Origin of the sequence: Microbacterium sp. LWO13-1.2 (assembly GCF_038397725.1) — a bacterium.
GTDB lineage: Bacteria > Actinomycetota > Actinomycetes > Actinomycetales > Microbacteriaceae > Microbacterium.
Window position 1 is genome coordinate 2,415,146 of record NZ_CP151634.1, and the last position, 13,979, is coordinate 2,429,124.

The 13,979-nt window shown below is 67.6% G+C and carries 10 protein-coding genes; 7 read left to right on the forward strand and 3 right to left on the reverse strand.

Going from position 1 to position 13,979, the window contains the following annotated elements; translation table 11 throughout:
* The first annotated feature begins 5 nt into the window (after positions 1-5).
* From MRBLWO13_RS11370 to MRBLWO13_RS11390, 5 genes are all read left to right on the forward strand, one after another.
* Positions 6-1,040, forward strand: a complete 1,035-nt coding sequence (locus tag MRBLWO13_RS11370) for a ribose-phosphate diphosphokinase (RefSeq protein ID WP_341974108.1) — start codon at positions 6-8, stop codon at positions 1,038-1,040.
* A gap of 92 nt (positions 1,041-1,132) precedes the next feature.
* On the forward strand, positions 1,133-1,609 hold the full coding sequence (locus MRBLWO13_RS11375) for a hypothetical protein (protein WP_341974109.1): 477 nt from the start codon (positions 1,133-1,135) through the stop codon (positions 1,607-1,609).
* A 5-nt stretch (positions 1,610-1,614) separates the two neighbouring features.
* A complete protein-coding gene (locus tag MRBLWO13_RS11380) occupies positions 1,615-2,496 on the forward strand; it encodes an FAD:protein FMN transferase (RefSeq protein WP_341974110.1) in 882 nt (293 codons plus the stop codon).
* Positions 2,497-2,511: 15 nt separating this feature from the next.
* Positions 2,512-4,062 carry an FAD-dependent oxidoreductase gene (locus MRBLWO13_RS11385; RefSeq protein ID WP_341974111.1) on the forward strand — a complete coding sequence of 517 codons (1,551 nt, stop codon included), beginning with the start codon at positions 2,512-2,514 and terminating at the stop codon, positions 4,060-4,062.
* A gap of 213 nt (positions 4,063-4,275) precedes the next feature.
* Entirely contained in the window at positions 4,276-5,109 is an 834-nt protein-coding gene (locus MRBLWO13_RS11390; RefSeq protein ID WP_341974112.1) for a type IV toxin-antitoxin system AbiEi family antitoxin domain-containing protein, read from the forward strand.
* 138 nt (positions 5,110-5,247) lie between these two features.
* Here MRBLWO13_RS11390 and MRBLWO13_RS11395 read toward each other — a convergent pair whose 3' ends face one another.
* Positions 5,248-6,732, reverse strand: coding sequence for an ATP-binding protein (locus tag MRBLWO13_RS11395; protein ID WP_341974113.1), 1,485 nt, complete (start codon positions 6,730-6,732; stop codon positions 5,248-5,250).
* On the reverse strand, positions 6,729-7,457 hold the full coding sequence (locus MRBLWO13_RS11400; RefSeq protein WP_341974115.1) for a response regulator transcription factor: 729 nt from the start codon (positions 7,455-7,457) through the stop codon (positions 6,729-6,731). Before MRBLWO13_RS11400 ends, MRBLWO13_RS11395 begins: the two co-directional genes overlap by 4 nt.
* Before the next feature lie 112 nt (positions 7,458-7,569).
* Between MRBLWO13_RS11400 and MRBLWO13_RS11405 the strand changes: the two genes are divergently transcribed.
* Positions 7,570-8,811 carry an FAD-binding protein gene (locus MRBLWO13_RS11405; protein WP_341974116.1) on the forward strand — a complete coding sequence of 414 codons (1,242 nt, stop codon included), beginning with the start codon at positions 7,570-7,572 and terminating at the stop codon, positions 8,809-8,811.
* A gap of 10 nt (positions 8,812-8,821) precedes the next feature.
* On the opposite strand, the gene MRBLWO13_RS11410 is transcribed toward MRBLWO13_RS11405, so the two are convergent.
* Positions 8,822-9,787 (reverse strand): acetylxylan esterase, encoded by a 966-nt coding sequence (locus tag MRBLWO13_RS11410; RefSeq protein ID WP_341974118.1) that lies wholly within the window; start codon positions 9,785-9,787, stop codon positions 8,822-8,824.
* Between the two features lie 105 nt (positions 9,788-9,892).
* Between MRBLWO13_RS11410 and MRBLWO13_RS11415 the strand changes: the two genes are divergently transcribed.
* Complete coding sequence (locus MRBLWO13_RS11415) at positions 9,893-13,903, forward strand: hypothetical protein (RefSeq protein ID WP_341974119.1); 4,011 nt, start codon at positions 9,893-9,895, stop codon at positions 13,901-13,903.
* Positions 13,904-13,979 lie beyond the last annotated feature (76 nt).

The window sequence follows — 13,979 nt, forward strand, 5'->3', positions numbered from 1 at the left end:
GGACCATGGCGCGCAAGAAGAAGACGGTCGATCTGGATCGCGACAACGGCATCGCGCCGGGACTCGTGGCCAAGACGAAGAAGCGGCTGGTCGTCGCCGGTGGCCGTTCCCACCCCGCGCTCTCCGCAGCCGTCGCTGCGGATCTCGGTACCGAGCTCGCTCCGACCGAGCACCGCACCTTCGCCTCCGGCGAGATCTACGCCCGCTTCGAGGTGTCGATCCGCGGCTGCGACCTGTTCCTCATCCAGACGTTCGGCGAACCGGTCAACGAATGGCTGATGGAGACGCTGATCATGATCGATGCCGCCAAGCGCGCGTCGGCGAAGCGCATCACCGTGGTCGCCCCGTACTACCCGTATTCGCGTCAGGACAAGAAGGGCCGCGGTCGAGAGCCGATCAGCGCCCGCCTCGTCGCCGATCTTCTCAAGACCGCCGGCGCTGACCGTGTCATGAGCGTCGACCTGCACGCCGCCCAGATCCAGGGCTTCTTCGACGGCCCCGTCGACCACCTGTTCGCGAAGCCGGTGCTGCTCGAGCACTTCAAGCGCACGCTGAGCCCTGAAGATCGCGAGATCCTCACCGTCGTCTCGCCCGACATGGGCCGGGTGCGCGTCGCCGACACCTGGTCGGACAGCCTGGGGGCGCCGCTGGCGATCATCCACAAGCGCCGCGACCCGCGCGTCGCCAATCAGGTCTCCGTGCATGAGATCGTCGGCACGGTCGAAGGCCGCACCTGCCTGCTCGTCGATGACATGATCGACACCGGCGGCACGATCGTCAAGGCTGCACAAGCGCTCAAGGCCGCAGGTGCGCACCGGGTCATCGTCGCCGCGACCCACGCGATCTTCAGCGATCCGGCCAGCGAACGGCTGCAGGACGCGTCGATCGACGAGGTGGTCGTCACCGATACGATCCCGCTCACCGAATCCCGCCGCTGGGACAAGCTCACGATCCTGCCGATCGCACCGCTGCTCGCTCGCGCCATCCACGAGGTCTTCGAGGACGGTTCCGTCACGAGCATGTTCGGCGGCGACGCGTAACAGTCGGACTCGGCACAGCCCGCGCATAGGTCTGCTTTCTATCGTCGTAAAATCGACATCCCATCGAAAGACACTCAGCCGGGAGGGCCATCATGATCCGCACGACCGTACCGACTTCCGTCCGCAAGGGCGCAGCGCTCGCCGGCATCGCAGGACTTCTCGTCCTCGCGGGCTGCTCGGCTCCCGCTGACGCAGAGGGCAACACCGACACGGCCACGAGTCCGGAGTCCACGACCAGTTCCGCACCGTCCGACGATGCGGCGACCGATTCCGCGTACAAGGACGGAACGTACACCGCCGAAGGCTCGTACCAGACCCCCGAGACCGTCGAGAAGGTCTCCGTGACCCTGACGCTGGCGGAAGGCGTCGTGACCGACGTCGAGGTGACCGGCGACCCGCAGGCGCCGGAGACCAAGCAGTTCCAGGGACAGTTCATCGACGGCATCGCCGACGTCGTCACCGGTGTGCCGCTCGATGAACTGAAGGTCGACAAAGTGGCCGGCTCGTCGCTGACCAGCGGCGGCTTCAACCAGGCGCTGGAGACGATCAAGGAAGAGGCCGCGGCCTAGGCCCCATGGTCGTCTGGCGATTCGAGGCGATCGGCACGCGCTGGGAGATCGATTCGAGCGCGGAGCTCCCCGCGGATGCCCGCGCCGCCGTCACCGCCACCATCGATCGTTTCGATCGTGAGTGGTCACGGTTCCGTGCGGACTCGCTCGTCACCCGGCTGAGCGTCGATGGAGGGTCGCTCACTGCGGCGGATGCCGGGGCGATGCTCGACGCCTATCGCGAGCTCTCCGAGGCGACTGCGGGTGCCGTGAATCCGCTGGTCGGAGAGAGTCTCAACGCTCTCGGCTATGACGCCGAATACTCGCTGACGCCGCGAGAGCCACGCGCAGCCCCTGTCGACTGGTTGCAGCGGCTCGACTGGTCCACGGACCGGGTGACGCTCTCCGCGCCGGCCCTCATCGACGTCGGCGCTCTCGGCAAGGGGCGTCTCGTCGATCGGGTGATGGAGGTTCTCGATTCCGTCGACGTAGATCTCGTCGTCGACGGCGGAGGTGACCTCCGGGTGCGGGGAGCGGCGGTGCGCGTCGGGCTGGAGCATCCGTACGACGCGACCAAGGCCATCGGGGTCGTGACACTGCAGGACGCGGCGCTCTGCGCGTCGGCCGTCAACCGACGAGCCTGGGGCGACGGACTGCACCATGTGCTCGATGCCCGCACGGGAGTTCCGGTGCGCACATGGGCGGCGACCTGGGCGATCGCTCCCGATGCGATGTCGGCGGATGCCGTGGCGACGGCGCTGTTCTTCGACGGAGGGCCGGAGCTCGCCGCGTCCTGGGGCGTCGAGTGGGTGCGAATGGCGACCGACGGTCGTGTGGAGCGCTCGCCCGGATGCCCAGCCGAGCTGTTCATCGCCACCGACCGGACACGCCCCGCACCGCCGAAGTAGGGAAGAGTAGAAGTCGTGATCACCTCATTCACCGCCGCGCGGCAGCGCGTTCTCGCCGTCCTCGGTGGCATCTCGATGTACCGGCTCGTGCTGTTCTCGCTGCTGACGCTCGCGGCGCTCGCCCTGGTGCTCTCGTTCTTCGATCTGGTCGCACCGGATCCCCTGGCGCTGGTGGCGTCCTTCGGCGTTCTGGCCGTCGTGATCTCGGTCGTCGATGCGGCAGCCCAGCGACTGCTCCGCCTGCCCTGGCGTATCGAGTCCTCGCTGGTGACCGCGCTCATCCTCCTCTTCGTGCTCCAGCCGGGGCTGACGCCGGCTGCCCTCGGCGGACTCGCGCTCGCCGGTGCCCTCGCCAGCATCTCGAAGTACGTGATCGCGTGGCGCGGTCGGCACATCCTCAACCCGGCCGCGTTCGGCGCAGCCGTCGTCACGATCGCCGGGCTCGGGACGTTCTCGGCGTGGTGGGTGGGCACTCCGGCGCTCGCGGTTCCCGTGCTGCTGCTCGGTCTCGTCGTGCTCTGGCGCACCGAGAAGGTGCGCGTCATCCTGGTGTTCCTGCTCATCGCCGTCGGCGTCTCGGTCGTGCGGCAGAGCATCCTCGCTCAGCAGAACGCTCTGGACTTCAACGCCCTCCAGGCGCTGTCGCTGGCCGTGCTGCAGTCGCCGTACCTGTTCCTCGGGGCATTCATGCTGTCGGAGCCGCTGACGATGCCGCCGCGGCGGTGGCAGCAGTTCTCCGTCGCCGCCCTGGTCGGAGTCCTGGCGGGCTGGCCGATCATGATCGGCGACCTGTTCTCACTCGGACAGGAACGTGCGCTGCTCGTCGGCAACCTGCTCGCGTTCGCCTTCGCCGTGCGCGGTTCGGTGCGGCTGACGCTCGAGAAGCGCGAGTTCGTCACCCCGACCGCGCAGGAGCTGACGTTCCGTGCACGAGGCCGTCTGAAGTTCCTCCCTGGGCAGTACCTCGAGCTGGATGTGCCGCACCGCCGGCCGGACGCGCGGGGGACCCGCCGTGAGTTCAGCATCGTCTCGGCGCCCGGTGACCTGCCGACGCTGCGCATCGCCTACAAGGACGGCGGCCAGAAGCATCCGTCCAGCTACAAGCGGGCCCTCGCGGCTGCAGAGCCGGGAGCGACGCTCGCGGTGACCGGCACCTGGGGAGACTTCATCCTGCCGCGATCGGAGGCCCCGGTTCTGATGGTCGCCGCCGGCATCGGCGTCACGCCGTTCGTGTCGCAACTTCGACAGCTGCAGTTGTCGGGGCTGACCCGTGATGTGGTGCTCGTGTACGTGGCGTCCGAGGCCAGCGAACTCGCCTTCCGCGACGAGCTTGCGGCGACCGGAGCCCGAGTCATCGTCTTCACCAGAGACCAGCCGGCAGATCTGCCGGCGCACTGGTCGTGGGCGCGCGGAGTGCGCCTGGACGCCGAGGGGCTCGAGCGCGTCGTTCCCGACATCGGGAGCCGGCACGCGTACATCTCCGGCCCGCCGCGTCTGATCGCCGATCTCGCCCCCGCCCTGCAGAAGGCCCACAGCCTGACGACCGACGCCTTCGCCGGGTACTGAGGCGCGGCGGTCACGTCGTCCGGGCGCCCCGTACCAGTTGCATGACCAACGAACGGATGCAGGACGAAACGCCGTAAGTCGGACATGCATCCGTGAATCGGTCATGCAAGTTGATCGCGGCACTCTTCCTCCACAGGTCGGCATTCGGCCCGGATTCGTCCACAACGACAGAATCCCGGCATGCGGTGCGTGCTCGTCGGCCAAGATCGACGGATGCTGCAACCCGCACAACTGATCGCGCACCAGGGCGGCGTCGCCAGGGGCGCCCGCCTTCAGCAGTTCGGACTGAGCAGAAGGATGCTGTCGAGCGCCGTTGGCGACGGTTCCGTCCTCCGAGTGCGGCCGGGCGTCTTCGCCGTTCCATCCGCGAACCCTGACGTGATCTGTGCCGCGGCGCACGGGGGAGCCGTGACCTGTACGACGGCGTTGCGGATGCACGAGGTCTGGGCCTTGGCGGACGACGAGCATCTTCATGTCTGGGTCGGCACCAGCGGTCGGGTTCATCACGCCGAGTGCGCCTGCGTGACTCACTACTTCGAGGGGCGAACGCTGCTCGGCGTCGCGCCTGTGGAGGATGCGCTTGTGCACGTTTATCACTGCGCCGGCGAGGAGGCGTTCTTCGCCGCGTTGGAATCGGCGTTGAAGAAGCGAAAGTTCGGCGCCGGCATTCGTGAGCGACTGCGCGAACGCCTTCCGGTCGGGGCGCGATGGCTGGTCGACTTCGCGAGGCGCGATGCCGACAGCGGGCTGGAATCGCTGTTGCGCCTGCGCCTTCACTTGCTGGGCATCCGTCTGGATTGTCAGGTGGAGATCCCGACGGTCGGCAGAGCTGACTTCGTGATCGACGGGATGCTCATCCTCGAGGCGGATGGGATGGAGAACCACGATGGGTCATCGCGCCGCCACAAAGACCTCCGACGCGACGCTGCGGCATCCGTACTCGGGTACGAGACCCTCCGATTCGACTACGCGCTCATCATTCATGACTGGCTGGTTGTCGAAGCGGCGATCATCGCCGCGATCTCACGGCTGCGTGCTCGAGTCTGATCATCTGGGGATAGGTCTGCCGAGGCTCGCCGTCAGTCCAGGCGTGCGACGTGCATGACCGACGAACGGATGCAGGACGAAACACCGCCGGATGGGCGGCCCCGCGTGATTTGATCCTGCAAGTCGCCCGCGCGGGCGTCAGTCGTTCGGCGCATCCTTCGACGGGTTCACCGGGATGCGCACCGTGAAGCTCGTGCTCCCCGGCTCGCTGTCGACGGAGATGAAGCCGCGGTGCCCTTCGACGATCGCCTTCGCGATCGCGAGCCCGAGCCCGGTACCGCCGGTCTGACGGGCACGGGAGCTGTCACCGCGGGCGAACCGGGCGAACAGCTCCTCGCGCACGCCGGGGTCGATACCCGGGCCGTTGTCGTGCACGGTCAATACGGCCGCATCGTCTTCGCGGGCGACGCGGAGCGTGATCTCGGTGCCCGCGGGTGTGTGCGTGCGGGCGTTCGCGAGCAGGTTCGCCACGACCTGGTGCATGCGACCGGCGTCGCCGACGATCACGACGGGCTCGTCGGGCACATCGACGCTCCATCGATGATCCGGCGCCGTCGGGCGAGCGTCGGCGAGCCCCTCCAGCGCCAGCTGGGTGAGGTCCACGGTGCCATAGACGAGCTCGCGCCCCTCGTCCAGGCGTGCGAGCAGCAGGAGGTCTTCGACGAGGCGCGTCATCCGCAGCGACTGCGCCTGGATGCGCTCGAGCGCGGTGTGCGTGTTCTCGGGCAGCGTGGAGTCGCGCAGCGACAGCTCGGAGTAGCCGCGGATCGAGGCCAGCGGGGTGCGCAGCTCATGGCTGGCATCGGCGACGAATCGTCGCATCCGCTCCTCGTTCTTCTGTCGCGCGGCCAGCGACGTGTTCACATGGTCGAGCAGCTTGTTGAGGGATGCTCCGACGAGTCCGGTCTCGGTTCGCGGATCGGCTTCGGATGCCGGTACTCGCTCGGTGATGGTGACCTCGCCGCGGTCGAGCGGCTGGTTCGCCACCCGGGTGGCGGTCGTCGCGACGGCGCGCAAGGGGCGCAGTCCGACCCTGATGGTGACCGCCGTGGTCAGCGCCAGCAGGATGAGACCGCCGATGGTCGCGAGCGCGATGACGGTGAGCAGTGTCGTGAGTTGCTTCTGGATCTCGTCACGGGGAAGGCCGGTGACGATCACCGCGCCGGAATCCGTCGGCGTGACGGCGATGCGGTACGAGCCGATGTCGTCGATCGTGACCGTCGCGTTGAGTCCGCCGTCGAGGGCATCGTTGATCTGATTCAGCTGCGTCGCGGTGAGATCCTTGGCGCTTCCGCTGAGATCGCCGCCGCCGTTGTCGAGAACGACTCCGGTGGTGCCGGTCAGCTGGCTGGAGACCGCGAAGAGAAGACCGGGCACGGTCGCCCCCTTCCCGAGCAGCACGTTCTGGGCCGTCACGCCGGGGAGTGGCTCCTGATCGACCCAGTGCGCGAGCTGCGCCTGGTAACCACCGAGGCGCTCGTCGAGCTGATTCTCCATGGTGCTCCCCAGCGTCGCGCTGGTGATGACGGCCACGATCACGAGGATGAGGGACACGAACCCGATCACGGCGGTCATCAGCCGTGTCTGCAGGCTCATCGGCCGCGCCATCCCCGGGGTGCTCACTGCGGCGCCTTGATCATGTACCCGACGCCACGGACGGTGTGCAGCAGCGGGGCGCGCCCGGCGTCGATCTTCTTGCGCAGGTAGGAGATGTACAGCTCGACGACGGATGACTTGCCGCCGAAGTCGTAGCTCCACACCCGGTCGAGGATCTGCGCTTTCGACAGCACCCTGCGCTCGTTGCGCATCAGGTAGCGCAGCAACTCGAACTCGGTGGCGGTGAGCGCGATCTCCGCGCCGTCACGCACCACTTCGTGGCTGTCCTCGTTGAGGGTGAGGTCGGCGACCCGGAGGATCGACTGACCGTCGTCGGCGGTGGCGTGACCGGTGCGGCGGATGATGGCGCGAAGCCGGGCGATCACCTCTTCCAGGCTGAACGGCTTGGTGACGTAGTCGTCGCCCCCGGCGGTGAGTCCGGCGACCCGGTCTCCCACGGCATCCTTCGCGGTGAGGAACAGGACCGGCACGAGGTTCCCGGACTCTCGGAGCCGCTTCAGCACCGACATCCCGTCCAGGTCCGGCATCATGATGTCGAGCACGAGCGCGTCGGGTTCGAACTCCCGCGCGACCTGGAGCGCTTCGAGACCCGACGACGCAGTACGAACCTCCCAGCCCTCCATCCGCAGCGCCATCGCGAGCAGATCGGTGAGCATCTGCTCGTCGTCGACGGCGAGGATGCGCAGGGGAGAGCCATCGGGACGGTGGAGGTCGGGCAGATCGTGGGTCATGAGACCATTCTGAGGAGTTCTCTATGGGGTTTCTATGGAACCAGCTGTGTGCCGTCTGTGAATGAAGGCCCCGACGGTCGCAGTGTCGGGGGTCGCCTCTACCGTGTCCTACATGACTGAACAACGACTCATCGAGCGACCGGAGAGCGCGGAGGAAGTCGCCGCTCTCGTCCGGCGCGCACAACAGGATTCACGCATGATCACCGTGGTCTCGGGCGGGCACGGGCCCTGGTCCCACGTCGACAACGCAGAAGACGTGCGGCTCGAGCTCGGCGCACTGGCGGACATCCGCATCGACGGCACGCGGGTGAGCGTCGGCGGCGGCGCCACCTGGGGCGCCGTCGCCAGCACGCTCGGCGAAGCGGGGCTGGCGATCAGTTCGGGAGACACTTCCTCTGTGGGGGTTGGCGGTCTCACCCTCGGGGGTGGCATCGGCTGGATGGTCAGGGCCTGGGGCCTCGCCGTCGATCAGCTCGTCGGCGCGCAGGTCGTGACGGCGGCAGGAGAGGTCGTCGACGTGGATGCCGACACGTACCCCGATCTGTTCTGGGCGATCCGCGGCGGTGGCGGGAACTTCGGCATCGTCACGAGATTCGATTTCGAGGCCCACCGACTGCCCGGAATCGTGTTCGGGGAGTACACCTTCTCCGAGGACTCCACGAGCGTTCTGCGCGCGGTGCGGGAGATCCTCCGGAACGCGCCGCGAGAGCTGACGGTGACGTTCATGGACGTGCCGGCGATGGATCCCAGCGCTCCGGCGGGTGCGAGCGTGCACGCCGTGTGGGCGGGTGGCGACGTAGACGCGCTGCGCGCCGTCATGGCGCCGGTCGCGGCGCTCGACGGTGTCGCCGAGAAGCTCACGACTCCCGCGTACCGCGACATCCTGATGGAGATGCCCGCGCCGGAGGGCGGCGCCGAAGCGGCGGGCCCTCCCGGTTTCATCGGCGGCAATGGTCTGTTCGCAGAACTGGACGACGAGACGATCGACCGTCTGGTCCGGTTCCGTGCGGCGCACCCCGCGTCGATCATCTTCCTACGCTCGCTCGGCGGAGCATTCGGAGACGTCGCTCAGGATGCCACGGCGTTCCCGGCGCGCACCGCGACCTGGTTCGTCATGGCCGGGGCCTTCGACATCCCGGGTCTGGTCGACGATGACGCGCGCGCCTCGATCCGCGCCGAATGGCAGGAGATCGAGCGGAACCGTCTGGCCGAGTATGGGAATTTCGCGGACTCCGAGCGCCCGGATGCGGTACCTGGCATGTTCGCGGAGGCCGCGTATGCGCGCTTGCGCGACGTGAAGGCGCAGTGGGATCCGAAGAACCTGTTCCGACGCAACCACAACATCGCGGTCTGACGCGTCGCGCTCAGCCGATGCGGTCGGCGGGGAGTGCGAGGAAGTCGCTGGAGTCCTGCAGGAGCAGCCGATCGGACAGTTCCCCGATCGGTCCGTCGAGGTGCCCGTTCGCCCGCACGCTGAGCCGCTTCGGGCCGCCGAGCGCGTGATAGACGGCGAACTGTCCTCGGGGGTCGACGGCAGGGTCGAGGACTGCCGCACCCACAAGCACCGGGATGCGCAGACGGCGTGCAGCGATGGCCGCGTCGAAGTAGTCGAGTACCGGGCGCACTTCGGGGTGTGCGCGAACATGCAGGCGCACGGCCTCTCCGCTTCCGGTGCAATGCCGGCTGAGGCGGATCGTGTGGTCTCCGAAGCTGGGAACGTCGAGCGTGGCCCGTCGGAAGCGAGTGTCCCAGGGGAGGGCCATCGCCCCGATGCCGCCGCCGAAACTCCCGCCGCTGAAGTCGAGGATGTCGGCAGCGCCGGGGGCGGCATCCAGGAGGACGGTCGCAGCCCGCCAGATGTCCGCCGCGGCGAAACGATGGGAGTACGTGTCGCGGTGCGCGATTCCCGACAGCACGTGTTCGTCGGGGACGGCCGGAAAACGGCTGGTGGTTCCCGCGTGAGTTCCGGGTGCGCAGGGGAAGATCGCCGCGGTGTCACGGGGGACCCGGTCGGGGTCGGGGGCGGTTCGGCCGCCGTAGCCGTGACCGACCACGAGCCCACGACGGATGGTCGAGGCGACGTGCGGCACCATCAGGTAGGCCACGGCCTGCTCGCCCGCTGACGAGTGGAATCGGATCTCACTCCGTCGATGGGTCGTGGTGGGTTCGAGCTCGCGCTCGAGCTGCCACGCGACCGGTCCAGTGCCGAACTCGGCGAACGTCTTCTGCCAGAACTCGTCGAAGTCCGCGGGTTCCTCGGGGGGCGCAGCGGGGGTCAACAGCGCGCTGAGAGAGTATTCGGTCAGTTCCTCGGGGGGATTCGGGGTCACCGCAGGGGTCCTCTCGGATGAGTGTCTGCTCGAGGTTACTTCGCAGCCGCGATCCGAAACGCGGATCCATTGACATCCTCGCATACAGATTGCAGTATGTGCATCATGGATTCAATATCGAACGCAGAAGCCAATGACGGCCCGCTGCTGTGGAGTCGTCGATCAGTGCTGCGCATGTTGGTGATCGCCGGGGTGCTCCCACCGGTGCTCGGCACCCAGGCCGAAATGGCTGCTGCGTCGCCATCGCAGCTCACCGGTGCCAGCGGGTCGTACCCGGATGCGCTGCGAAGGCTCGACATGCCGAACCTGTCGTTCGCCCAGGTTGCGCAGTTGATCGGGCCCAACCATCGGATGACGTTCTTCCAGGCCAGCTGGGACGGGGGCGAGACGATCGTGCGTGACCTCGAGGTCGCGCACGACGGCGGCTGGTTGGCGGTGACCGACCCCGCGCATCGTTTCGATGAGCAGTGGGTCGTGCTGAAGGGAACCCTCCCGTCTGGCAGCGCACCGGAGCTCTACGGACCGCTGAGCCCGAGTTGGCTGGGCTTCACGTCTTTTCAGCTCCTCGGCTCGCAGGCGATCGAGCTGTCCACCAGCATCGACGATGTGGACCTCGTCGTCCGCTGGCGACTCGAAGGCGAGAACCCCGAGGCCCATTACGTGCTGACGGCGAAGAACGCCGGTGACTACATCGTCGGGTACCAGAGCCAGGATGCTCGTTCGCTCGACGACCTCGACGAGGTCCTCTGCGGGTCCTACCAGCACGCGCTCTCCGTGGTCGACGGTTCAGCGCCGCTCGGAGCATGGGAGCTGTTCGCGCCGATGGCGCTGACGCAGTACGCCGTCGGCAATGCGGCGGTCACGTCCGGGGTCTACCTGCCGGCCGAGGTCGCCGAGTTCGTGCATGAACGCCAGCTGATGTCGGATCGGCAGCCGTACGGGATGAGTCTGCGCAACGACAGCCTCGACATCGTGCCGTCGATGTACGCCCCGCAGCCCGGTCTCACCACTGCGATGGCGGTCGGCGAGCAGCGCGGCTTCGCCTTCGGCCTGGCAGCCCGTGCCGACACCCTGTACGGGACGTACTCTCAACTGTGCCGGGGCGAGTACGGGCTGACGGCCTACCGGCACAACGTCTACGAGCGTTCGCTGACCGATGCCGTCCACGCCATGACCGAACTCATCGCCATCGAGCCGGACGGAGATGACTCCGTCGACTACATCCCCTCGTTCTCCGGCTGGTGGAATCGCGCCAAGGGCTTCGTGGATGTCGAGAATGAGAATGCCGTGCGCACGGCGGCCAGTGGGGTGGTGCTCGCCGCGCACTACCTGACCGGGACCGCGGACAGCACCCTCTACGAGCGTCGCGCTCGCCCACTCATCGAGTACCAGCTGTCCCGCAAGGGGATCGGCCATTCCCCGGTGATCGGGAGCCCGGTCTACAACGACACGACGCAGTACCGCATCGGCAGGATCCCCACGGATGCGGTGAATTTGACGTCGCTCTATCAGCTCACCCACGGCCGGAACGCCGGCATCCAGAGACTCGCGGTGCAGGCGACCAAAGCGGGCGTCGTCGGGCAGAGCCGGGCGCCGTTCGCCAACGCGCTGGCCACCTATCGGGTCACGGGGGATCCTGCCTACCTCGCTGAGGCGACCTTGATCGCCAAGCGCTATGTGCAGGAGCAGATCCTCACGCCGTACCGGGGCAACGGGCAGCCGCCAGGAGGCTTCGCCTACAGCTTCTCCAAGTACTGGGTCGACCTGCTGGAGATGTTCGAGGTGACGGGAGAGCAGGAGTTCCTCGACGGCGCGTACCGGGAGGCTCAGCGTTTCATCACCCAGACCGCAGTCCGTCCGGTGCCGGATCAGACGGTGACCGTACCTGACGGGCACGTGATCACGCAGCAGTACGACTGGGAGTCCCGCACGTCCCTGCCGTCCTATCCGAACACCGTTGTCCCCACCGAGACCGTACCGGCCTGGTACGTGTCGCCCTCAGGGCTCACCTTCGAGGCGCTGTCGTCGTTCAAACTCGGTACCAGTTCGCTGACCGATCCCGGCGGCGGGTACGTCTACAACGCCTGCTGGTCCGGCGCGCTGCTCCGGTTGGCGCACCACACCGGCGACGCGTTGCTCGCCGATGTCGCGCACAACATGGTGATCGGCCGCTTCACCACCTACCCCGGCTACTACGGTCGTCAGTTCCAGGTCGCACAGATGAAGCCGGACTTCGCCACCAATGGGCCGGTCGGGATCACCGGGTACTACTTCCATCACGCCCCCGCTCAGCTCGGTCTGGCGATGGACTACCTGATCAGCGAGAGCTTCTACCGCAGCGCGGGCAACATCGACTTCCCGCACGTGTTCGAGGCTGACTTCGCCTACTTCAAGTTCTTCGCCTACGGCCACGCACCTGGCACCTTCTTCGGTGAAACGGCGGTCTGGCCGTACTTCCCTGCCGGCATGATCTCGCTCGACAACGCGCTGATCAACTGGCTGACCGCGATCGGGAACGACGCCCTGTACGTCAGTCTCACCAACACCGCCGCCAGCGCGCAGCAGGTCGTCGTGGATCTGGCGGGGGAGCTGACGGGGTTGCCGCGCAACTCGGCGACGGCCGTCGAGATCGTCACTGCTGACGGTGCCCGCTCCTCTCAGAACGCCTACCAGGGTCGTGTCACGGTCACGGTGCCAGGGCACGGCCTGCTCGCACTGATCGTGAGGAATGTCGTGGTCGAACGACCGGGGCTGCCCTTCGACGACATCGTCGATCACGGCACCGACAGCTTCCACGAGGTCGACTCCGATCCGGCCTCCGACTACGGAGTCGCACGTGGCATGCTCCTGGTGCGACCGGACCGGAAGGGCTACGACGCCTACGTCCAGATCGACACCGAACAGCAGGCCACTCTGACCTATCGAGTCGGTGGGAAACCCCCGAAGCAGGCGCCAGCCAAGAACTACCCCTATGAATGGACGATCGGCGTCGGCAACCCCGCCAAGACCTTCACGTACGCGATCACGGCCGGCGGGGTGACCACGGACGAGGTCACGCTGCGCCTCCCGAAGCGGATCACCGGTGCCAATCCCGGTGTGGTGGGAGACGTCGTCGCTCAGGCCACCGGCACAGCAGGCGACCGCGTCCCGTTGATCATCGAGGTGCGCAACGCCACAGACGATCCGGTCACCGGAACCGTGACGGTGAGCTTGCCCACGGGCTGGCAGCTCGAGTCGGCCGTTCCTGCGGTCGTCGCTCCTGCGAACGGATCCGTGCGGGTGGAGGCGGCCGCCATCATCGCGTCGGCTGCCGCGCTCGGAGAGGTGCAGATCGCGGCGTCCCTGGCCATCCCGGGGGGCGATCCGGTGACTCTTCGCCCGGCAGCGATCGAGGTCATCGACCGCCGACGCTTGGTGTCGCTGACGACCGACACCGCGATCGTCAGCGGGCCGGGGGCGACAGCGCGGTTGACCGCACTCGTCATCAACACCGGGGTCACCCCGCTGCACGGCGCGCTGGCACTCTACGGTGCCGCCGGGTGGACCATCACCCAGCGGGATGCCGTCATCGACGTGCCACCGCGGTCCGATCTGACCCACACCTGGACGGTGACAGCCGGCCCAGGGGTCGCGCCGGGTTCGACCATCCGGTTCGAGGCGAGGCTGGACCAGACTCTCCGTCGCGGCGTGCTGGTGCGCGTTGCCGATGAGGGAGTGATCGCGCACACCCAGTCGCCATGGCCGGGCTACCTCGAGGCCGGAACCTGGTACCCGAGCGGCCTGTCAGGGTGGAACGGCACGCGCACGCGCTACAGCGACACGGATTCGGTGGGCAGCACCGTCACCTGGAATGCGAATCTCCTCCAAGCGGGCCTGTACCGCGTATCCGTCTGGTACCCGACGAACCCGACGACCACGACGTCGGCGGCCTACATCGTCGAGCACCAGGCAGGCAGCACCGAGGTGATCGTGAACCAGACGGAGGATGCTGCAGCCTGGCGTTCGCTCGGCACGTTCCGGTACGACGCCGGCGCCGTCGGCGTCGTGCGTCTCGAAGTCCGCAGCACCAGCATCCACCGCGTCAGCGCCGCGCAGTTCGTCCGAGTCGGCGACTGATCCGGCGGACCCGGAGGGGATGAGAAGAGGCACCGCGGTCTTCACCGCGGTGCCTCTTTCGTCGTGCTTCCCGACG